Annotated in this window: 19 protein-coding genes and 1 pseudogene; 15 read left to right on the top strand and 5 right to left on the bottom strand. The window is 70.9% G+C overall.

Going from position 1 to position 20,460, the window contains the following annotated elements; translation table 11 throughout:
- Positions 1-514 precede the first annotated feature (514 nt).
- Positions 515-1,828, bottom strand: a complete 1,314-nt coding sequence (locus ACWEPL_RS07940) for a PTS transporter subunit EIIC (protein ID WP_452435539.1) — start codon at positions 1,826-1,828, stop codon at positions 515-517.
- 28 nt (positions 1,829-1,856) lie between these two features.
- Positions 1,857-2,597, bottom strand: a complete 741-nt coding sequence (locus tag ACWEPL_RS07935) for a GntR family transcriptional regulator (RefSeq protein WP_363962495.1) — start codon at positions 2,595-2,597, stop codon at positions 1,857-1,859.
- 125 nt (positions 2,598-2,722) lie between these two features.
- On the opposite strand from ACWEPL_RS07935, the gene ACWEPL_RS07930 reads away from it, so the two are divergent.
- The 6 genes and pseudogenes from ACWEPL_RS07930 to nagZ all read left to right on the top strand — a co-directional run bounded on the left by ACWEPL_RS07930 (position 2,723) and on the right by nagZ (position 7,889).
- On the top strand, positions 2,723-3,757 hold the full coding sequence (locus ACWEPL_RS07930; RefSeq protein WP_350728419.1) for an SIS domain-containing protein: 1,035 nt from the start codon (positions 2,723-2,725) through the stop codon (positions 3,755-3,757).
- 32 nt (positions 3,758-3,789) lie between these two features.
- A pseudogene (locus ACWEPL_RS07925) lies at positions 3,790-4,029 on the top strand (glucose PTS transporter subunit EIIB); the annotation flags it as partial.
- Positions 4,030-4,039: 10 nt separating this feature from the next.
- Entirely contained in the window at positions 4,040-4,486 is a 447-nt protein-coding gene (locus tag ACWEPL_RS07920; RefSeq protein WP_350728420.1) for a PTS sugar transporter subunit IIA, read from the top strand.
- Between the two features lie 94 nt (positions 4,487-4,580).
- Complete coding sequence (locus ACWEPL_RS07915) at positions 4,581-4,841, top strand: HPr family phosphocarrier protein (RefSeq protein ID WP_192790234.1); 261 nt, start codon at positions 4,581-4,583, stop codon at positions 4,839-4,841.
- The gene (ptsP, locus tag ACWEPL_RS07910; RefSeq protein WP_452435538.1) at positions 4,838-6,505 is read left to right on the top strand and encodes a phosphoenolpyruvate--protein phosphotransferase; all 1,668 of its coding nucleotides are present in this window, start codon (positions 4,838-4,840) and stop codon (positions 6,503-6,505) included. Before ACWEPL_RS07915 ends, ptsP begins: the two co-directional genes overlap by 4 nt.
- A 73-nt stretch (positions 6,506-6,578) precedes the next feature.
- A complete protein-coding gene (gene nagZ, locus ACWEPL_RS07905; protein WP_363962497.1) occupies positions 6,579-7,889 on the top strand; it encodes a beta-N-acetylhexosaminidase in 1,311 nt (436 codons plus the stop codon).
- On the opposite strand, the gene ACWEPL_RS07900 is transcribed toward nagZ, so the two are convergent.
- Positions 7,890-8,684, bottom strand: a complete 795-nt coding sequence (locus ACWEPL_RS07900) for a F0F1 ATP synthase subunit A (protein ID WP_363962498.1) — start codon at positions 8,682-8,684, stop codon at positions 7,890-7,892.
- A 91-nt stretch (positions 8,685-8,775) separates the two neighbouring features.
- Here ACWEPL_RS07900 and ACWEPL_RS07895 point away from each other — a divergent pair, with 91 nt between their 5' ends.
- The 5 genes from ACWEPL_RS07895 (at position 8,776) to ACWEPL_RS07875 (ending at position 12,162) form a co-directional block, all read left to right on the top strand.
- On the top strand, positions 8,776-9,450 hold the full coding sequence (locus tag ACWEPL_RS07895) for an HAD family hydrolase (protein WP_350728424.1): 675 nt from the start codon (positions 8,776-8,778) through the stop codon (positions 9,448-9,450).
- A gap of 101 nt (positions 9,451-9,551) precedes the next feature.
- On the top strand, positions 9,552-10,061 hold the full coding sequence (locus ACWEPL_RS07890; RefSeq protein ID WP_452435537.1) for a DUF6912 family protein: 510 nt from the start codon (positions 9,552-9,554) through the stop codon (positions 10,059-10,061).
- 99 nt (positions 10,062-10,160) lie between these two features.
- Positions 10,161-10,607 (top strand): DUF2690 domain-containing protein, encoded by a 447-nt coding sequence (locus tag ACWEPL_RS07885; RefSeq protein ID WP_363962500.1) that lies wholly within the window; start codon positions 10,161-10,163, stop codon positions 10,605-10,607.
- 91 nt (positions 10,608-10,698) lie between these two features.
- The gene (locus tag ACWEPL_RS07880; RefSeq protein ID WP_363962501.1) at positions 10,699-11,325 is read left to right on the top strand and encodes an HAD family hydrolase; all 627 of its coding nucleotides are present in this window, start codon (positions 10,699-10,701) and stop codon (positions 11,323-11,325) included.
- A gap of 132 nt (positions 11,326-11,457) precedes the next feature.
- Complete coding sequence (locus ACWEPL_RS07875; protein ID WP_363962502.1) at positions 11,458-12,162, top strand: HAD family hydrolase; 705 nt, start codon at positions 11,458-11,460, stop codon at positions 12,160-12,162.
- A gap of 2 nt (positions 12,163-12,164) precedes the next feature.
- On the opposite strand, the gene ACWEPL_RS07870 is transcribed toward ACWEPL_RS07875, so the two are convergent.
- A complete protein-coding gene (locus ACWEPL_RS07870; protein WP_452435536.1) occupies positions 12,165-13,733 on the bottom strand; it encodes a penicillin-binding transpeptidase domain-containing protein in 1,569 nt (522 codons plus the stop codon).
- Positions 13,734-13,841: 108 nt separating this feature from the next.
- Between ACWEPL_RS07870 and ACWEPL_RS07865 the strand changes: the two genes are divergently transcribed.
- Genes ACWEPL_RS07865 through ACWEPL_RS07855 form a run of 3 tightly spaced genes read left to right on the top strand, consistent with a single transcriptional unit; the run spans position 13,842 to position 17,653 of the window.
- The gene (locus ACWEPL_RS07865) at positions 13,842-14,774 is read left to right on the top strand and encodes a LysR family transcriptional regulator (RefSeq protein ID WP_355190818.1); all 933 of its coding nucleotides are present in this window, start codon (positions 13,842-13,844) and stop codon (positions 14,772-14,774) included.
- A complete protein-coding gene (locus tag ACWEPL_RS07860) occupies positions 14,771-15,628 on the top strand; it encodes a serine hydrolase (RefSeq protein ID WP_350728431.1) in 858 nt (285 codons plus the stop codon). Before ACWEPL_RS07865 ends, ACWEPL_RS07860 begins: the two co-directional genes overlap by 4 nt.
- Positions 15,629-15,685: 57 nt before the next feature.
- Entirely contained in the window at positions 15,686-17,653 is a 1,968-nt protein-coding gene (locus tag ACWEPL_RS07855; RefSeq protein WP_363962505.1) for an acetoacetate--CoA ligase, read from the top strand.
- On the opposite strand, the gene ACWEPL_RS07850 is transcribed toward ACWEPL_RS07855, so the two are convergent.
- Positions 17,634-19,298: a zinc-binding dehydrogenase gene (locus ACWEPL_RS07850; protein WP_452435535.1), complete on the bottom strand. Its 1,665-nt coding sequence runs from the start codon at positions 19,296-19,298 to the stop codon at positions 17,634-17,636. The genes ACWEPL_RS07855 and ACWEPL_RS07850 overlap by 20 nt on opposite strands.
- An 88-nt stretch (positions 19,299-19,386) precedes the next feature.
- Between ACWEPL_RS07850 and ACWEPL_RS07845 the strand changes: the two genes are divergently transcribed.
- On the top strand, positions 19,387-20,328 hold the full coding sequence (locus tag ACWEPL_RS07845) for an AraC family transcriptional regulator (RefSeq protein ID WP_355190822.1): 942 nt from the start codon (positions 19,387-19,389) through the stop codon (positions 20,326-20,328).
- Positions 20,329-20,460 lie beyond the last annotated feature (132 nt).

Below are 20,460 nucleotides of genomic sequence, written 5' to 3'. Positions count from 1 at the left end.
GCTGGGTTTGTCTGTCTTTGATGGAGAAGATTTTTGGAAGTTGGATCCCCTTGGGGTGGGGGTGGGTGGCTATTCCGGACGTGATTGGCTGGGTTGCGGGTGCCCCAAACCCTTTTGGGCATGCGTGTAGTGGGGTGGTGGTCGGCCCTTTTTCGGGGTGCGAGTGGGCTCCGCCATTGATGGGCGCCGGGCGCGGCCGTGGGGCGTCTCTGCCGACGCGGCGCTTTGGAGGGCGGGGCGAGGCACGTGGGGCGGCGGTATGGCGCTGCGGCGGGGTGGCCTGGGGCTTGTGGGGGCTCGCTCGCGGGGCGTTCGGCCGGGCGGTGGTCGGGGGCTGGGAGGGCGTGTCGTCCGTGGCGCGGTGGTCGTGGGGCTGCGTGGGCGTCCCGTTTATGGCGTCCCAGGCTGGGCTGTGGTGGGTGCCGCCGTCTCGCCGTTGGTGGGCGCCGGGCGCGGCCGTGGGGCGTCTCTGCCGGTGGGTGGAGCGGCTTGGGGTGGGGGTGTGGGTTGGGGGCTAGGTTTCGCCTGAGTCGAGGTCGGGTTCGGGTTCGCGGCCCGGGGTGAGGATGTTGAGTTTGCGGATGAGGAAGGTGAAGACGGCGTAGTAGACGACGCCGTAAATCACCCCCAAGATCAGGATCCCGGGCAAATTCTGGGTGTTCGACTTGCTGGCGTTCAGGAGCATGTCGAGCAGGCCGGCGGAGAAGCCGAATCCCAGTTGTCCGCCGATCAAGGTGGTCAGGGCCATGGCCAGGCCGGTCAGGATGGCGTGCACCACCAGGAGCAGGGGGGCCACGAAGATGAAGGCGAACTCGATCGGCTCCGTGATCCCCGTGACGAACGACGCCAGGGCGGCCGAGAGCATGATGCCGCCCACCGTGGCGCGGCGGTGGGGTGGGGCGGCGCGCCACATGGCGAGGGCGGCGGCGGGCAGGGCGAACATCATGACGGGGAAGAAGCCGGCCATGAACTGGCCGGCGTGCGGGGCGCCGCCGAAGTAGCAGTTCCAGTCCCCGCCCAGCACCCGGCCGCCCACCTCGCACTGCGGCACCACGTACCAGACGACGGAGTTGACGAAGTGGTGCAGGCCGAGGGGGATGAGCAGGCGGTTGATGAGGCCGTAGATGCCGGTGCCGATCGGGCCGATGGCGGCCAGGGCCTCGCCGGCGTGGCGGATCCACTCGCCGATCACCGGCCAGAGCCAGCCGAAGACCACGCCGAGGAGCAGGGCCACGATGGAGGTGATGATGGGGACGAATCGGCGACCGCCGAAGAAGGCCAGCCAGGACGGCAGCTTGATGCGGTGGAAGCGCTGCCAGAGGAGGGCGGCGACCAGGCCCATGACGATGCCGCCGAGGACCTTGGTCGGGTTCTGCATGCCGTAGTTGATGATCTCCTTGATGCCCTGGGCCTGGGCCTCCTTGATGAGGACGGTGTCGCGGATGTCGGAGCCGAAGAACATCACCTTGGTCACCCGGTCGAAGACCAGGTAGCCGACCACGGCGGCCAGGGCGGTGGAGCCGTCGGCCTTGCGGGCGAAGCCGATCGCCACTCCCACGGCGAACAGCAACGGCAGGTTCTCGAACAGCGCCGCGCCGGCCGCGGCCAGCACCTCGGCGACCTGGTTCATCCAGGCGAACCCGGCCACGTCCGCCAGGCCGCCCGGCTCGGCGCCGTTGGAGCCGAGCATGTCGGGCTGGCCGAAGCGCAGCAGCAGGGCGGCGGCGGGCAGGGCGGCGATGGGCAGCATGAGGGAGCGGCCCAGCCGCTGGAGCACGGTCATCACGCGAGCGAACGGCGAAGGCCGGGCGGCGGTGGTCTCGTTCACCGGGCGTTCCTCCGAGCCGGGTGAGGCCTCAGCCCCGTCTTACGGGCATTTCCAGGATGGTGCGCAACTGGTAGCGATCCGCACGATACGTGGACACGCCCAGCTCCGCACAGATGCCGCCGGCGAACGACCTGCGCTGCAGCAGCAGTACGGCGCCGCCGCGCGGGAGCTTCAGCAGGTCCGCGTCGCTCGGGTCGGCGATGCCGCCGTCGATGGTGAGCTCGCCGGCGTCCATGACCAGGCCGTAGCGGCTCTCCAGCAGCTCATAAAGTGATTTATCCGACAAGTCGTGGGAACCCAGGTCAGGGGCGAGCTTGACCGGGATGTGCGCCCGTTCGATGGACAGCGGCTCCCCGTCGGCCATCCGCAGCCGCTCGATGAAGTGCACCTCCTCGCCCGGCTGGATCCCCAGCTCCTTGGCGAGGTGCGCGCTGGCCCGCACGGTCCGGCGATCGAGGTCGCGCGAGCCCGGGATCATGCCCCGCGCCCTCATGTCGTCGGTGAACGACGTCAGCTGCAGCGCCAGCTCGATCTTGGGCCGGGCGACGAACGTCCCCTTGCCCGGCACCCGGTGCAGGCGACCCTCGGACACGAGGTGGTCGACGGCCTGCCGTACGGTCATCCTGGACAGGCCGAAGCGCTGGCAGAGCTCGCGCTCGGACGGGATGGCCGCCCCGATGCTCAGCTCGTCGCTGTCGATGAGGTCCAACAGGATCTCGCGGAGCTGGAAATACTTGGGCACCGGGCTGTCCGGATCGATGTGCGCCACGGATCCTCCCCTCGATCGCGACCTTGGCAATGGGTTATGGTTCGTACTGGTCTAGTCCGGACTAGACCACATGTCGCGAAAGACGGTCAAGTCCGCGTCGCAGTCGATCAAGGAAAGAGCCCGAGATGACCACGAAGATGCGCAGCGAGATCGCCGAGCAGCCGGCCGCGCTGCGGGCCACCCTGGACTCCCTGCTGCCGAGGGTCGACGAGGTGAGAGCAGTGGGCGAGCAGACTCGCCAGCTGCTGTTCATCGCGCGCGGTACCTCTGACAATGCTGCAGTTTATGGGCGATACCTGGTCGAATCACACGCGGGCCGCCTGGCCGCGCTGGCCGCTCCCTCGATCGCCACGACGTACAAGCGCAAGCTGGACCTGGACGGGGTGCTGGCCGTCGCGATCTCGCAGTCGGGGCGCACCGAGGAGATCGTCGAGACGCTCGCCTGGGCCAAGGACTGCGGGGCCAGGACCGTCGGCATCACGAACGGCGGCGAGCAGAGCCCCCTCGCGCAGGCAGCCGACGTGGCCCTGTGCACGGTCGCCGGCGAGGAGAAGGCCGTTCCCGCGACCAAGACGTACACGACGCAGCTCGCGGCCCTGGCGGTGCTCGCGCTGGGCCTGGGCGCCGATGTGGACGCGGAGGACCTGCGGCGGGTGCCCGAGGCGGTGGAGAAGCTGATCACCGAGCCGGGCGACCTGGAGGCCGTGGTCGAGGGCCTGCTGGACAAACCGGGCGTGGTCGTGTCCGGGCGCGGGCTGGCGTTCTCGACGGCCCTGGAGACGGCGCTGAAGCTCAAGGAGGCCTGCTACCTGCACGCCATGGGCCTGTCCTACGCCGACCTGCTGCACGGCCCCATCGCCGTGGTCGACGCCGACACGCCCGCGCTGCTGGTCGCCGCCGAGAACAGCCCGACCCTGTCCGGTACGGTCGCGCTGGCCGAGCGGGTGGTGGCCGCGGGCGCGGCGGCGTACACGATCGGTGGCGGCGACGCGCTCGCACGGGCGGGCACCGCCGCGCTGAACGGCCCCGACCTGCCCGAATGGGTGGCTCCGATGGGGTTGATCGTGCCCGGTCAGCTGCTCACCGAGGCGCTGGCCCGCAGGCTCGGCATCGACCCCGACGCGCCGCGCGGGCTGAACAAGGTCACCCAGACCGACTGAAATAGCCTGGTCACAAGAGCTCGAGGGAGGGCCGGATGGCGGCTGACGCGAACGCGATCATCGCCGGTTTGGGCGGGGCCGACAACATCATCGAGATCGAGCCCTGCATCACCCGGTTGCGCACGGAGGTGCACGACGCGTCCAAGGTCGATCAGGCCGCCCTCAGGGCGGCGGGCGCGCACGGCGTGATGGCCGCGGGGAACGTGGTCCAGGTCGTCGTCGGGCCGGAGGCGGACACCATCGCCAGCGACATCGAGGACATCATCGGCTAAGGGCGAGACCATGACGACTGTTCTCGCCCCGGTTGAGGGGGCAGCTGTGGGGTTGGCCGCCGTGCCCGACCCGGTGTTCTCCGCCGGGCTGGTCGGGCCGGGGGCCGCGATCGACCCGCTGCGCGGGCCGGGCAAGGCCGTAGCCCCCATAGCTGGAAAGATCATGAAACTGCATCCGCACGCGTACGTCATCGTCGGAGACGACGGCAGAGGCGTCCTGGTGCACCTGGGCATCGACACGGTCCAGCTCAAAGGCCAGGGGTTCGAGCTCCTGGCCGCCGAGGGCGACCGCGTGAGCGCCGGTCAGCCCGTCGTGGCCTGGGACCCGGCGGTCGTCGAAGCGGGCGGCCGCTCGCCGGTCTGCCCGGTCGTCGCGCTCGACGCCCTCTCCGGGTCCGTGACGGAGGTCGCGGAGGGGGCGGTTCACGCGGGGGACGAGCTCTTCCGATGGGAATAGCTCCGGAACGAGCGTGTTCGCCGAGACGGCAGAATGTACACGCGCTATCGCACGAGGGTCCGGCTGGTCTGGACCGGCACCAGAAGGAGGAGTAATGGGTGAGCGCAAGGTCACCGTGGCGGCGGAAGTGGGGCTGCACGCCCGGCCCGCGGCGACGTTCGTCCAGCGGGCGAAGAAGGCCCCCATGGACATCACGGTGACGAAGTCCCACGGCAGCCAGCAGGTCAACGGCAAGAGCATCCTCGCGATCATGGCCCTGGACGTCAGGCAGGGCGAGACCGTCGTGATCAGCGCGGAGGGCGAGGGGTCGGAAGAGGTCCTCGACGAGCTGGCCGCGATCGCCGCGGCGCCATGAACCTGCGGGGGGTCGGGGTCAGCCCGGGCATCGGGCACGGCCCCGCGTACGTGCTGACCGTCTCCGTGCCCGAACCCCCCGAGGGCGCCACCTACACCGGTGAGGCGGATCAGGAGAAGGAGCGCGCGATGGCCGCGCTCACACAGGTCGCGGGAGAGTTGGAGGCCCGGGGGAACCAGGCAGGCGGCGAGGCCGAGGAGATCCTCAAGGCCCAGGCGCTGATGGCCGAGGATCCCGGGCTGGTCGTCAAGGTGCGAACGTTGATCGACCGCGGCCTGGCCGCCCCGAGGGCGGTTTTTGAAGCTTTCACGAAATATCGGCACGTACTGGCCGGGTCCGGGGGCTACCTGGGCGAGCGGGCCGCCGACCTCGACGACATCAGGGACCGCGTGATCGCGCTGCTCTACGGGCACGCCATGCAGGGGCTCCCGGTCGCGCCCGAGGAGCCGTACGTGCTGGTCGCCAGGGACCTCGCGCCCGCCGACACGGCGATGCTGCGCAAGGAGGACGTCGCCGCGTTCGTCACCCAAGAGGGCGGCCCCACCAGCCACACCGCGATCATGGCCAGGGCGATGGGCGTGCCCGCCGTCGTGGCCTGCCCGGGCGCGCTGGAGATCCCGCCGGGCGTCCGGGTGATGGCCGACGGCACGTCGGGAGACGTACGCGTCGAGCCGGCCGAGTCCGACGTGGCCGAGGCGGTCGGCGCGGACGCCGCGCGGCAGGCGGCGATCGCCGCGGCGAAGGGACCGGGCAGGACCGCCGACGGGCACCCGGTTCCGCTGCTCGCCAACATCGGCGGCCCCGCGGACCTCGACGACGCCGTCAACGCCGGGGCCGAGGGGATCGGGCTCTACCGCACCGAGTTCCTCTTCCTCGACAGGACCGAGCCGCCGTCCACGGGGGAGCAGCGGCGGGCCTACCGCGCGGCGCTGGAGGCGTTCCCCAGCGGCAAGGTGGTCGTGCGAACCCTGGACGTGGGCGCGGACAAGCCGCTGGCGTTCCTGCCCGGGCCCGCCGAGCCGAACCCGGCGCTCGGTGAGCGGGGGCTGCGCAGGTTCAGGAGATTCCCCGACGTCATGGCGGCGCAGCTCGGCGCGCTCGCGGCCATCGCCTCCGAACGGCTCCAGGTGATGGCGCCGATGGTGGCCACGGCCGAGGAGGCCGCGTGGTTCGCGCAGGAGTGCCGGGCCAGGGGCCTGACGAACGTGGGCGCGATGGTCGAGGTCCCGTCGGCCGCGCTGCGCGCCCGCGAACTGCTCACCCGGGTGGACTTCGTCTCGATCGGCACCAACGACCTCGCCCAGTACGCCTACGCCGCGGACCGCCAGGTCGGCGCCGTGAGCGCGCTGCACGACCCGTGGCTGCCCGCGCTGCTGGACCTGGTCGCCATGACCGCGGCCGCCGCCGCGAGAGCGGGCAAGCCGTGCGGCGTCTGCGGCGAGTCGGCCGCCGACCCGGCGCTGGCCTGCGTGCTCGTCGGGCTCGGGGTCTCCTCGCTGTCGATGGGCGCCGCGGCGTTGCCCGCCGTACGCGCCGTGCTGGCCGCGCACACGCTCGAGCAGTGCGAGCGGGCCGCCGAGGCCGCGCGGGCGCAGACGACGGCGGCGCAGGCGCGTGCGGCGGCCCGTGTGCACCTGTCCGGGCTCACCCGGCTGGGGCTGTAACCGGGGTCCACATCCGGCCGTCTTGGTAAAGGGACGGTCTGGTGTGGGTTGTCTCATGGATACCTTTGGAGGCATGCTTCGACGGATCGGTACGGCAGGCCTCCTCGCGATCGCTCTGACAGCCTGCGGCGCAGGCGGCAGCCCGGCGGGTGCGACCCCGACCGGAGGAGGCAAGGCCGCACCGCCCGCGCAGACCCCGCAAACGACGCCTCCGCAGACGACGCCGCAGAGCCCGCCGCAGGCGCGGCAGGGCGCCGTCGAGCGTGTCCTGGCGAAGATGAGCGTCGAGGAGAAGGTCGGCCAGCTCTTCATGCCCGTCCTGTACGGCACCGCGGCCGGCACGGTGTCGGGCGAGAACCAGGCCAGGTACGGCGCCCAGACCCCGGCCAAGGTGATCGCGAAGTACCACCTCGGCGGCGTGATCCTCTTCCCGCACAACATCAAGGGCGTCGGCCAGGTCGTCGGCCTCACCAACGGCCTGCAGCGCGCGTCCGCGGACGTCCCGCTCCTGATCGGCACCGACCAGGAGAACGGCCTGGTGGCCAGGATGTCCGCGCTGATGACCGACTTCCCCGGAGCCGCCCAGATCGGCGCCACCAAGGACCCCGACCGGGCGCGGGCCGTGGCCAGGGCCACCGGCGAGGAGCTGCGCGCGCTCGGCGTCAACCTCGACTTCGCCCCGGTCGCCGACGTGAACGTGAACCCCAAGAACCCGGTCATCGGCCCCCGGGCCTACGGCAACGACCCGGCGCGGGTGGCGAAGATGGTCGCGGCGGCGGTCAAGGGGTTCGGCGAGGCGAAGGTGGCCGCCACCGCCAAGCACTTCCCCGGCCACGGCGACACCGACGTCGACAGCCACACGGGGCTGCCGGTGATCAAGCACACGAAGGCGCAGTGGGAGAAGATCGACGCGCCGCCGTTCAGGGCGGCGATCGACGCGGGCGTGGACGCCGTGATGAGCGCCCACCTCGTCTTCCCCAAGCTCGACCCGTCGGGCGACCCGGCCACGCTGTCCAAGCCCATCCTGACCGGCCTGCTGCGGCAGAAGCTCGGCTTCAAGGGCGTGATCTCCACCGACGCGCTCAACATGGAGGGCGTGCGCAAGAAGTACAACGACGGGGAGATCGCGGTGCGGGCCGTGCTGGCCGGGGCCGACCTGCTGCTCATGCCGAACGACCTGCCGAAGGCCTACCAGGCGGTGGTGGCGGCGGTGAGGTCGGGCCGGATCTCCAAGGACCGGCTCGACCAGTCCGTCACCAGGTTGCTCACGCTCAAGCAGGCCAAGGGCTACCTGACCGAGGCCCCCGCCGCCGACGCGGAGAAGGCGGCCGGCGTGCTGCGCTCCGCGGCGCACCGCAAGCTGGCCGCCCAGGTCACGCGCTAGCTAGTGCGCGCCGCGCAGGCCGCTGGCGATGAACATCCCGGCCAGCATGGCGAACAGGAACGCCTGTAGAAACTGGATGAACATCTCGAACGCGGTCATCACGATCGTCATCAGCACGCCGAGGACGCCGAGCCCCGCGCCCAGCGGGGTGAGCCGCTCGAACAGGAACCAGAAGCCCACCGAGCTGAAGAAGGCCACGAGGATGTGGCCGGCGAACATGTTCGCGAACAACCGCACGAAGTGGGTGAACAGCGACGTGATGAACACCTCGGCCAGGATCAGCGGGGCATAGAGGCCGTACGCCCAGCCGGGCAGGCCCGGGAGATGCACGATGCCCCTCAGGTAGCCGCGCACGCCGTGGTGCCGGACGCCGAGGTAGACCTTGATGCCGTACACGATGAGCGCCAGCACCAGGGGGAAGGCGATGTGCGCGGCGACGGGGAACTGGATGAGCGGGACGATGCCCATCAGGTTCCAGATGAGCACGGTCAGGAAGGTCGTGAGGAGGAAGCCCATCCATCGGTCGGAGTCGGCGCCGAGGCTGGGCCGGGCGATCTGGTCGCGTACGAACAGGTACGCGTACTCGCCGATGCTCTGCCAGCCGCGTGGGATGATCTTCGGCTTGGCGAACGCGGCCCAGCACAGGGCGATGGCGATGACCGAGCTGAGCAGGGCGATGAGGACCGGTTTGGTGAGCCATTCCGGGCCGCCGGGAAAGATCGGCGCGAACTCGAAGAGTTCCAGTCCCGGGGCGGTCCATCGGTCGGGGGAGGTGATCAGGATCGTCGTCCGCACGGCGGTCCTTTCTGGGTAGCGACTATCGCTGGAAGCACACCTTAACCGGATATATCGGGCGACCTTTTTATGGGGTTTTAACGGTTTATAAGTGCCGGTGACGTTCTATTCTGGAACGGTGCTTACGGGTGTGCTCATCGACTGGGGCGGGGTGCTGACGACCAGCCTTTCCGACTCCATCGCGCGCTGGATCGCGGCGGACAGGATCGACGGAGACCACTACCGCCACGTGATGCGGAAGATGGTCGACCACGCTTACGGCGACGGTGTCGGCGAAAGCGTCGTCCACGCGCTGGAAAGGGGCGAGATCGACGGCTCCGCCTTCGAGCGCGACCTCGCCGCCCGGCTGCTGACCGTCGACGGGGTGCCGCCCGTGGCCGAAGGGCTGCTGGAGCGGATGTTCGCGGGATTCGAACGCGTTGACGCAATGTACGACATGCTCCGCGACGTACGAAAAAATGGTGTCAAAACGTGTTTGGTATCTAACTCTTGGTCGAATGAGTATCCCCGCGCCGACTGGGACGAGCTCTTCGACGCGGTCGTGATCTCCGGCGAGGTCGGGATGCGCAAGCCCGAGCCGCGCATCTACCACCACGCGGTCGAGCTGATCGGCCTGGCCTGCGAGGAGTGCGTGTTCATCGACGACATCGAGGCCAACATCCTGGCCGCCCGCGCGCTCGGCATCGCCGGCATCCATCACAAAGATGCCGACTCGACCATCGAGGAACTCGAGTCTCTCCTCCGTCTCACGCTGCGACGGGCATGATAGAGCCCTTGTACGCCGAGACAGGGCCGCCGCCGAGTGCGGACCTCCATCTCGGCACGCCGAGCTGAGCTCGGCCAGAAAGAAAGCACGAAAGGTTCGTCATGCGCGTCTATCTGCCGTGCACTCTCCCGGCACTGGCCCAGGCGGTCGAGTCGGGAGAGCTGGGTCCGGCCCCGCTGACCGGCTACGCGGTGACCCCCGCGCTGACCGAGTGGTACGCCTCGGGTGACACCGAGGAGCTCGAATACGTGGCGCTCACCGAGGCGGCCCGCGCGTCGCTGCGGATGCTGGCCGCCGACCGCGCCGACGGCGCCGAGACCGCGTTCCGGCGCGTGGTGGTCGCCGCCGAGGTGTCGGAGCGCTCGGTCGCCGCCGGAGTCGATCTGGAGGAACGGGCGAGAGTGCGCCTCGCCGACCCGATCCCGCTGGCCAAGGTGGCCGCGGTGCACATCGACGACCACGAGGCGATCACCGACATCGAGGCCGCCGTCGCCGCGCTGCCGGCCGCGGACGGGGGCGACGACGACGCGAGATTCACCGTGGACGGGGCCGAGGCGCACGAGCTCATGTGGTATGCCACGCAGGAGATTTCCGACCTTCTGCGATCATAACAACGACGTTACATCGATCACACTTCCTTGACCGTTTGGAGCCGGGCCTCGCTAGTGTCGCGATCTAGCAAGTGTTGTTTACGCAAGGAGTCGGTCCAAGTGAAGCTTCGAGTTGCCGCTACTGTCCTGGGAGCCGTCGCGGCGGTCCTCCTGGCGGGCGCGCCCGCGCACGCCCAGGCCAAGCCGGGCGACCACAAGGACCCGTCCAAGTCGGGCTGCTGGAACTCGGCCAAGGTGGTCAAGACCGCCCCCATCAAGAGCCGCCTCGACGGCAACGTCGGAACGATCAAGCTCTGGTGGTCCGGCAAGTGCAAGACCAACTGGGTCGAGATCCGCACGGCCTCCTCGGCGACCGGCACCATCAGCGTCTACGCGGCGGACGGCCGCTACGACCAGTTCCGCTTCAAGGCGGGCAACAAGGGCCGGCACTGGGGCAACATGGTCTGGGCCAACAACATGTGCGCCTGGGGCAGTGCCTCGATCCAGTGGAACGGCGGCCGTGGTGGCCAGAACGGCACCGGCGCCACCGCGAAGGCCTGCGGCTAGCTCTCCCTCCAGGGGTCGTGGCCGGATGGCCGCGGCCCCTGTTCTGGGCGTTCATCGAAACGTCACACGTGCCGTCTAAGCTTGTCGCAACATGACAAAGCACATCATCTGGGATTGGAACGGCACGCTCTTCCACGACATCGACGCCGTGGTGGGAGCCACCAACGAGGTCTTCAAGCCGTACGAGCTTCCTGAGATGACCGCCGACGGTTTCCGCGCGGTCTACACCCGGCCCATCTGGGTCGCCTACGAGCGCATGCTCGGCCGCCCCCTGACCGAGGGGGAGTGGGAGCTGCTCGACGACGGGTTCCACGAGCACTACTTCCGGCTGAGCGACGCCTGCGCGCTGGCCGCCGACGCAGAGCTGGCCCTCGCGAACTGGACGGGCACCCAGTCGCTCTGCTCGATGGCGCCGCACGCGCACCTCGTGCCCAAGGTCGACTCGTTCGGCATCACCCGGCACTTCACCCGGATCGACGGGCTGCTGGGCACCACGGGCGGCGAGAAGGCCGCGCACATGACGGCACACATCACGGCCCTCGGGATCGATCCCGCCGAGGTCCTGGTGATCGGCGACAGCGTGGACGACGGGCTCGCCGCGCGGCACGTGGGGGCCAGGGCGGTGCTGTACACGGGCGGGATGACGACCCGCGCCGAGCTGGCGAGCATCGGCTTTCCCGTGGTCGACACGCTGTCGGACGCGCTGAATTTCGCGTAAAACCTTCATGCCCGAATCGCCAAGGCGTCGGCTCCGCGTATCGCGCCGGCCGTACCGTATGTGAACACGAACGGCGGCGCCCGCCGTACCCTATGCAGGGTCACCCCCCAGGAGGCTGCCATCAACCGCCTTGTGCTGTGGAACATCGACCTCACGCTGGTCGACGTCGCCATCGTGACCAGAGACGCCTACGCGGAGGCGTTCCGCCTCGTCACCGGGCGACCGCTGGTCAAACTCGTGCCCCCGCTGGGGCGCCCGGACTCCGAGATCGTCTTCGAGACGCTCGCCGTCAACGGCATCCTGGCCGAGGACGACCATCTGCCCAAGTTCCTGTCGGCGCTGGCCGTGGCCTTCGCCGACCGGCGCGGGCGGCTGGCCAAGGAGGGGCGGGCCCTGCCGGGGGCCAAGGACGCGCTGAAGTCGGTGTCCAGGCTCGACGGCGTGATCCAGACGGTGCTGACCGGGACCATCAGGAGCAACGCCGTGCACAAGCTCAAGGCGTTCGGGCTGGACAAGCACATCGACTTCACGCTGGGCGGGTACGGCGAGGAGGTCTACCCCAAGGCGACGCTGCTGCAGGTGGCGCAGTCCCGGGCCAAGGAGCGCCTGGGCACGCCGTTCACCGCGGCGAACACCGTGGTGATCGGGGACTCCACGCGGGACGTCCAGGCCGCCAAGATCGGCGGCGCGGCGATGATCGGGGTCGCCTCGGGCCGGTCCATGGCGGCAGAGCTGCGCGAGGCGGGGGCCGACGTGGTGCTGCCCGACCTCTCCAACGCCTCCGAGGTCGTCGCCGCCGTGGCGGGCCTCACCTCGCCGGTCGGCCGCACCGCCTAGCATCACGTGCCGGCGCTGCCGAGGTTGTCGAGGAAGCGGGCGGCGGCCGGGGCGGCCACGCCGGCGCCGGTGCCCGCGCCTTCGGCGATGACCGCGAAGGCCACGTCGCCGCGGTAACCGATGAACCACGAGTGGGTCGGCGGCTCCTTGCCGGACCCGAACTCCGCGGTGCCCGTCTTGCCGGCCGTGCCCTCGGGGAACTGGACGGCGTGGGCGGTGCCGTCCGTCACCACGGCCGGCATCAGCTTGCGCAGGGCCGCCACCACGCCGTCCTCCAGCGGCCGGGGGTTGGTGGGCTGGGCGTCCGGGATCGGCTCCTCCTTGACGAGGGTCGGGGAGATCCAGGCGCCGGAGGCGATGGCGGCCGCGACCGAGGCCATGTTGAGCGGGCTGGCCAGGACGCGGCCCTGGCCGATGGCGGCGGAGGCGAGGTCCGTGTCGTCCTTCGTGTCCGGGAACTCGGCGCGGACCGCGGGCACGCCGGGGGTGATCGGGGTCCCGAACCCGAAGCTGCGGGCGACCTGCGCCAGCCGGCCGCCGTTCAGCCGGCCCACGCTCATCTCCCCGAACGTCGTGTTGCACGAATGCGCGAACGCGTCCTGGAACGACAGCGTGCCGAAGTCCTCGAAGTCGGCGTTGTGGAACGGGAAGCCGCCGATGTTCTTCTCGGCGGGGCAGGTGACCTGGCGGGACGGCTCGACCCCGTCCGCGACCAGCGCGGAGGCCGTCACCACCTTGAACGTCGAGCCGGGCGGATACTTGCCGAGCAGGGCCCGGTTGAAGCCCCCCGGCTTGTTCACCACCGCGAGGATCTCGCCGGTCGAGGCGCGCAGCGCCACCAGGGACGCCGGTTCCGACACGTCCTCCAGGGCCTTGGCCCCGGCGCTGTGGACCTTCAGGTCGATGGTGGTCCGGAGCGGGCGGTATCCACTGGCGCGGACGACCGTCTGGATGGGTTTGTCCCCCTCGTACAGATCGATCCGGGAGCGGGCGGGCTTCTTGAAGCGGTCGGGGAACGTCTGCCTGATGCCCTCCACGAGCTGCTGCACGGAGCCGGGCGCGGACGGCGTGTTGATCGCGGTGCCGTCGGCGGCCAGGACCCGCAGCGGGTCGCCCTGCTGGGAGATCACCCGCAGCGAGCGTCCCTTCTTGAGCAGCGGGTGGATGGTGGCCGGCGTCCAGGCGACCTTCCACCTGCGGTCGCGCTCCACGAGCTTGAGCTCGCCGTCGTAGGTCCAGTCCTGCTGTCCGAGCAGCTTGGCCTGGAAGCCGACCTCGTCCCCCGGGGAGGAGGCGAAGACGCCCGTCGGCCTGGGGCGGTCGAAGGACGCCTCGGTGAGCTTGAGGTCGGTGCGGAAGCGCCGGTGCCAGGTCTCGAAGTCGGCGGGCGGGTCGGCCACCAGAGCGCGCATCCCCGCATAGTCCTGGGCGGACCAGGCCGAAAGATACTTGTCGGCCGTCTCCTCCGGCGAGCCCTCCGTGCGCAGCGCCCAGATGACGCCTGCCGCCGCCACGACCGGGATCAGGAGCCCCGGAACGATCCACGGCCAGCGGCGGCGCCGTGCGTACATTGTCCCCGTTTGTGGTGCCATGGAGCAGAGGACACCAGAGGGACGGCAATGGTGTCCAATACTGATATGAGCGCCTTACAGATATAAATCTGGATATAGTGGCTGGTCGTGGACCTCGTCCGGCACCTTCGCTACTTCACCGTCGTCGCGGAGGAACTCCACTTCGGCAACGCCGCCATCCGGCTCGGCATGGCGCAGCCGCCGCTCAGCCAGCGCATCAAGCGCCTGGAGGAGGAGCTCGGCGTGCGGCTGTTCGACCGCTCGGCCCGCCAGGTGCGGCTCACCGAGGCGGGCCGGCTGCTCCTGGGCGAGGCCCGCGAGATCGTGGCCCGGGTGGACCGGCTGCACGAGCTGGCCAGGCAGGGCGAGGGCACGGTGCTCAAGGTCGGCCTCCCGCCCGACCTGGCCGCCGCCGCCATCGCCGCCCTGGTCGCGGGCTTCCGCGAGACCAATCCCGCGGTACGCCTCGCGCCCGCCGAGATCTGGACCGCCGACCAGGTGACGGCGCTGGCCGAGGGGACGATCGACGTCGGCCTCGTCCGCCATCCGGTCGCCGCGCCCGGCCTGCGGTTCGGCCAGGTGCTGGCGCAGCCGCAAGGTGTGCTGCTGGCCGAGGGCGACCCGCTCACCGGAGTCGGCGAGGTGCACCTGGCCGACCTGGCGGGCCGGGAGCTGCTGATGCCGCCCCAGGAGGGCGAGCCGGGGCTGTACGCGGAGATGCTCTCGGAGTGCCGCCGCCACGGCTACGTCCCCGTACAGGTGCACGAGGGCGCCGGGCTCGGGCTGGTGCTGGCGGGCGCGGCGGTGGCGTTCGGGCCGAAGGTGGAGCTCCCGGGGCTGGTCTGGCGGCCGCTGCTAGGCTCGCCGATCACGTGCCGGGTCTCCACCGCCTGGCGCCAGGCGGTGGCCGCCCCGATCGACGAACTGGTCGACGACTTCTCGGCCGTCGCCGTACGCACGCTGAAGGAGAGCGCCGGGATGACGGACGAGGGCGCGGTGTCCGTGCGGCGGATCAGCCGCAGGCCGGGGATGCTCGCATGAGCACGCCGGACTTCGAGGCGCTGTTCCGTGCGGCGGGGGTGCGGGGCTGGCTGTACGCGGCCGACATCGACTCGGGGCGCGAGGTGGGGCACGGGCCGGACGAGCCGGTGCCCACGGCGTCGATGTTCAAGGTGCCGCTGCTGGTGGCGCTCTGCGGGCAGGCCGACGCCGGGCTGCTGGACCTCTCCGAACGCGTGACCGTCACGGCCGAGGACAGGGTCTCGGGGCCGACGGGGCTCTCGGCGATGCTCGACGACGTGACGATCTCGCTGCGCGACCTGGCGTACCTGATGATCGCGGTGAGCGACAACACCTCGGCCGACGTGCTGCTGGGCCGGGTCGGGTGCGAGGCGATCAACACCATGCTGGCCGGGTTCGGGCTCGACGGGACGCGGGTGACGCAGAGCGCCCGGGAGCTCCTCGGCAGCATGGCCGTCGACGCCGGGCACGCGTGGCCGTTCGTGGATCCGGAGGACATCGCGCGCCTGAGCGTGCTCGACCCCGCGCGGGCGAACCGGTCCACCCCGCGCGAGCTGGCCGCGCTGTTCGGGATGATCTGGCGGGACGAGGCGGCCTCGCAGGAGTCGTGCGCCTGGATGCGCGGCGTGCTCAACATGCAGGTGTGGCCGCACCGGCTGGCCTCCGGCTTCCCGTACGACGACGTCGCGGTCAGCGGCAAGACCGGCACGCTGCCCACGCTGCGCAGCGAGTCGGGGGTCGTCGAGTACCCGGACGGCCGGCGCTACGCCGTGGCCGTGTGCACGCGTTCGTTCAGCACCGCGCTCAACCAGCCGCGCGCGGACGCGGTGATCGGCACGGCGGCGCGTATGGCGGTGGACCACCTACGGAGATAGCAAGTTATGTGGGGGTCCGGGTATGACTTTCCCCCCGACGGGCGACAGGATGGGCACATGGTTGCTGAGGGCGAGCTTCTCTGGGAGCCGAGCGAAGAGGTCGTCGCGAAGGCCGGGCTGACCCGCTACCTGGAGTGGCTGGGACGGCCGGGACCCTATGAGGACGTGTGGCGGTGGTCCGTCGAGCACCCGGGCGAGTTCTGGACGTCGATCTGGGACTACTTCGACGTGGTCGGCGACCGGGGCGACGGGCCGGTGCTCTCCGGGACGATGCCGGACGTCACGTGGTTCGAGGGGAGCACGCTCAACTACGCCGAGAACGCGCTGCGCCGCACCGAGGGCACCGCCGTGGTGTTCGTGTCCGAGGACGGCGCCCGCCAGGAGCTGACCTGGGACGAGCTGCGCGAGGAGGTCGCCCGCGTCCGGGCGGGGCTGGCCCGCCTCGGCGTGCGGCGCGGCGACCGGGTGGCCGCCTACCTGCCGAGCATCCCGCAGGCCCTGATCGCCTTCCTGGCGACCGCCTCCCTGGGCGCGATCTGGTCGGCCGGCTCGCCCGACTTCGGGGTGCCGAGCATCGTCGACAGGTTCAAGCAGATCGAGCCCAAGGTGCTCATCGCGGTCGACGGCTACCACTACAACGGCAAGACCTACGACCGCTCCGACGCCGTCAACGAGATCGCCGCCCAGCTGCCCACGCTGCGCGCGACCGTGTGGATCCCCTACCTGGCGGCACTCGACGAGGGCAGCGCGCCCCAGCAGGCCGGGCCCGCCGAGGCGCACACCCGGGAGGTGCCGCACGGCGAGGTGATCGGCTGGGAGGGGCTGCGGGCCGAGGAGGGGCCGCTGGAGTTCGAGCGGGTGCCGTTCGGCCACCCGCTGTGGATCCTCTACTCCAGCGGCACGACCGGGCTGCCCAAGCCGATCGTGCACGGGCACGGCGGCGTGGTGCTGGAGCACCTCAAGTCCCTCACCTTCCAGCAGGACATCGGCGAAGGCGATGTGTTCTTCTGGTACACCACCACGGGCTGGATGATGTGGAACTACCTCATCGGCGCCCTGCTGGTGGGGGCCACGCCGGTGCTGTACGACGGCGCGGCCACCTATCCGTCGCCCGCCGCGCTGTGGCGGATCGCCGACTCCGAGAAGGTGACCTACTTCGGGGTCGGGGCGCCGTACATCATGGCCTCGCTGAAGGCCGGGGTCCACCCCCAGGGGCTGGAGCGGCTGCGCGGCGTCGGCTCGACCGGGTCGCCGCTGCCGCCGGAGGGGTTCTCGTGGGTGGCCTCGGAGCTGCCCGGGGTCCCTGTGGGGTCGTTCTCCGGAGGCACGGACGTGTGCACGGGGTTCGTCGGGGCGACCATGCTCCACCCGATCAGGGCGGGCATCATCCCGTGCCGGTCGCTGGGGGCGAAGGTCGAGTCGTACGACCCCGCGGGCAAGCCGGTCGTCGGCGAGGTGGGCGAACTCGTGCTGACCGCGCCCATGCCGTCGATGCCGGTGATGTTCTGGAACGACCCCGACGGCCGGCGCTACTTCGAGAGCTACTTCGACGTCTACCCCGGGGTGTGGCGGCACGGCGACTGGATCAAGATCAACGAGGACGGGAGCTGCGTGATCTACGGCCGCTCCGACTCGACCCTCAACCGGGGCGGCGTCCGGATGGGCACCAGCGAGTTCTACCGGGTCGTCGAGCGGTTCGACGAGATCGCCGACAGCCTCGTGATCGACACCGGGCAGCTCGGGCAGGAGGGGCGGCTGCTGCTGTACGTGACGCTCGCCGAAGGCGCGACGCTGACCGAGTCGCTCCAGCGGACCCTCTGCGACGCCCTGCGCAAGGAGCTGTCCCCCCGTCACGTGCCCAACGAGATCCACGCCGTCCCCGGCATCCCCCGTACGCTCTCCGGCAAGAAGCTGGAGGTGCCCGTACGCAAGATCCTGCTGGGCACGCCCGTCGAGCAGGCGGCCAATCCTGACGCCATGGCCAACCCCGAGGTGCTGCGCCACTTCAGTCCGGCAGCAGAATGATCTTGCCGCGCGTCCGGCCCTGCCCGGCCGCGCGGTGGACCTCCTCCAGCTCGGTCAGGGGACGATACTCGGCCACTTCGACCGTGAGCTCGCCCCGGTCGACGAGCTCGGCCAGCTCGGCGAGCTGAGCCGGGTCGTTGCGGGCCACGAAGTGGGTGCCGCCCTCGATCGGGGTGGCGATCGTGATCGTCCTGCGCCCGAGTCCGGCCAGGGCGGCGGCGTCCTCCTGGGGGAGCGCGGCCAGGTTCAGCACGACGTCCATGCCGCCGGGGAGCGGCGTGGTCGTGTAGTCGATCACCTCGTCGGCGCCGTACCGCTCGACCGCGGCCGCGCTGCGCGGGCTCGCCGTGGCGAACACGGTCGCGCCCGCGAGCTTGGCGAGCTGGACGGCGAACATGCCGACCCCGCCGCCCGCCCCGTTGATCAGCACCCGCTCGCCACGGATGACGCGGGCGTGCTCGTGGATCGCCTGCCACGCCGTGAGCCCGGCCACCGGGACGGCGGCCGCGTGGGCGAGCGGGATGCTCCGCGGCGCTCTGGCCAGGACGCTCGCGGGCACGGCCGCGTATCCGGCGGCGGCGCCGTCCACCAGGCCGAACACGCGGTCACCCGGGGCCAGGCCCGTCACGCCCTCGCCGAGCGCGACGACCGTGCCCGAGACGTCCGCGCCGAGCGTGTACGGCAGGCTCACCGGGAGCACCTCGCGCAGCAGGCCCGCCCGCAGGCCGACCTCCGACGGGTTGAAGGAGGTGGCGGCCACTTCGAGGAGGACCTGTCCCGGGCCCGGGCGCGGCGTGGGGATCCGGTCGAAGCGGATCTCGTCCCCGTATTCGTGGATGCGGGCGGCACGCATGGTCTCGGGTGGTTCGCCGGGAACGCGGAACTCCTCGGCGTGGTCGGCCACCCAGGCGCCGAACGTGCGGGGCGCGGTCTTCGTGACCTCCTCGACCGCCGGCGTGACGGGGGCCGGGTGGCGGACCAGGTCCGCCTGGGCCTGGAGCACGCCGTCCACCGCCTGCGGGGGCCAGCCCGTGGCCAGGAGCTCCGTACGGGTCCGGTCGGGCGGGACCTCCTCCCAGTGCGCCGGAAATTTCGTGATCTGGGAGATGATGCGGACCTGGTCGGCCTGGGTGATCGACTCCGGGCCGGTCAGGTCGTGGACGGCGCCATGGTGTCCCTCCTCCATCAGCGCCCGTGCCGCCACCGCCGCGAGGTCCCGCTCGTCCAGCATGGGCATGGCGGCCTGGCCGTACGAGCCGCGCACCACCCCCGCCCGCACCCGCGCCGCCCACCGCAGCGCGTTGGCCGCGAAGGCGTGCGGGCGCAGCACCGTCCACTCCAGGCCCGACTTCTCGATCAGCCGCTCGACCTCGCGTTCGTGGTCGCGTACCGCGGCGGAGGAGAGGTAGACCACCCGCCGCGCCCGGCGCGCGATCGCGTCGATCACCGCCCGCGCCCCTTCCGCCGTGGCGAACGGCCACACCAGGAACACCGACTCCACCCCGTCGAGCGGCAGCGACCCGGGGTCCGCCAGGTCGCCCTGGGCCCGGCCGAAGGGCCTGACCTCGGCCCCCGCCTCCGTCAACCGCGCCACCACCAGCCTGCCGACCGTCCCGGTCGCGCCCGTCACCAGCACTGTTCTCATGCAGGCCACCGTACGGGCCGTCCGCGAGACAACCAATGCGTCATCGAGCCGGATTTCATACGCGATCGTCCTCCCGTAAGCTTCATCCGTGGACGTGCTCAGCGATGTGATCGCCCTCATGCGCACCGGCAGCCCCCGATCGGCCCGCGTCGAATGGCGTGCCCCCTGGGGCCAGCGGTTCCCGACGGTTCCCGGCTCCGCCGGGTTCCAGGTCGTCCTGCGGGGGTCGGGCTGGTTGATCCGGCCGGACGGCGATCCGATCGCGCTGTCGGTGGGTGACGTGGTCTTCTTCCCCCACGGCCACGGCTACGCCATGGCGGACTCGCCGTCCACCCCGCTCGCCGAGCCCGACTGCGACCCGCTGGACGACGGTCCCGGCCTGTTCGCCTCCGCCACCGTCGATGGGCTCGTTGACGGGCCCGTGGCGACGGTGCTGCTGTGCGGCGGCTACCGGCTCGATCCGGGCCGGGCCCACCCGATCCTGCGCGATCTTCCCGACCTGATCCACCTCCCGGCCGGCGTCGGCCTCCACACCGAGCTGCGCGCCGCCGTCGAGGCCCTGGGCGCCGAGATCCAGCGCCCGCGGCTGGGCGCGGACACGGTGGTGTCGTCCCTCCTGGACCTGCTGCTGCTCTACATCCTGCGGGCCTGGTTCGAGGGGGAGCACGGCCAGTGCTCGGTCGGCGGGTGGGCGCAGGCGCTCGCGGATCCCGGCATCAGCGCCGCGCTGGACGCCGTCCACCGGGATCCCGCCCACCCGTGGACGGTCCAGGAGCTGGGCGCGCGGGCGGGGCTGTCGAGGTCGGCCTTCTCGCGCCGCTTCGGCGAGCTGATCGGCCGGCCGCCGCTCGCGTACCTCACCTGGTGGCGCCTGGCCACGGCGGCCCACCTCATGCGCGCGTCGGACGCCCCGCTGGGCCAGATCGCCGCCAAGGTCGGCTACACCTCGGAGTTCGCCTTCGCCAACGCCTTCAAACGGGAGTACGGCGTGGCGCCCGGCAGATATCGCCGCGAGATCTGCCCGGCCTGACTTCTTGCCCTTGCGCAAATAGGTTAAAACGTAACAATTTCCGAACGACTTCGGGTGCTTGGGAATCTTGTAATAGCCAGGCATTGACGCTTCGCCACTCGCTGATTTACCGTCCTCCCACCGCTTAAAACG

The sequence above is a fragment of the Nonomuraea sp. NPDC004186 genome (assembly GCF_053603495.1).
The sequence above is the reverse complement of the archived record's forward strand: the minus strand, read 5'-3'. Positions and strand labels throughout refer to the sequence as shown.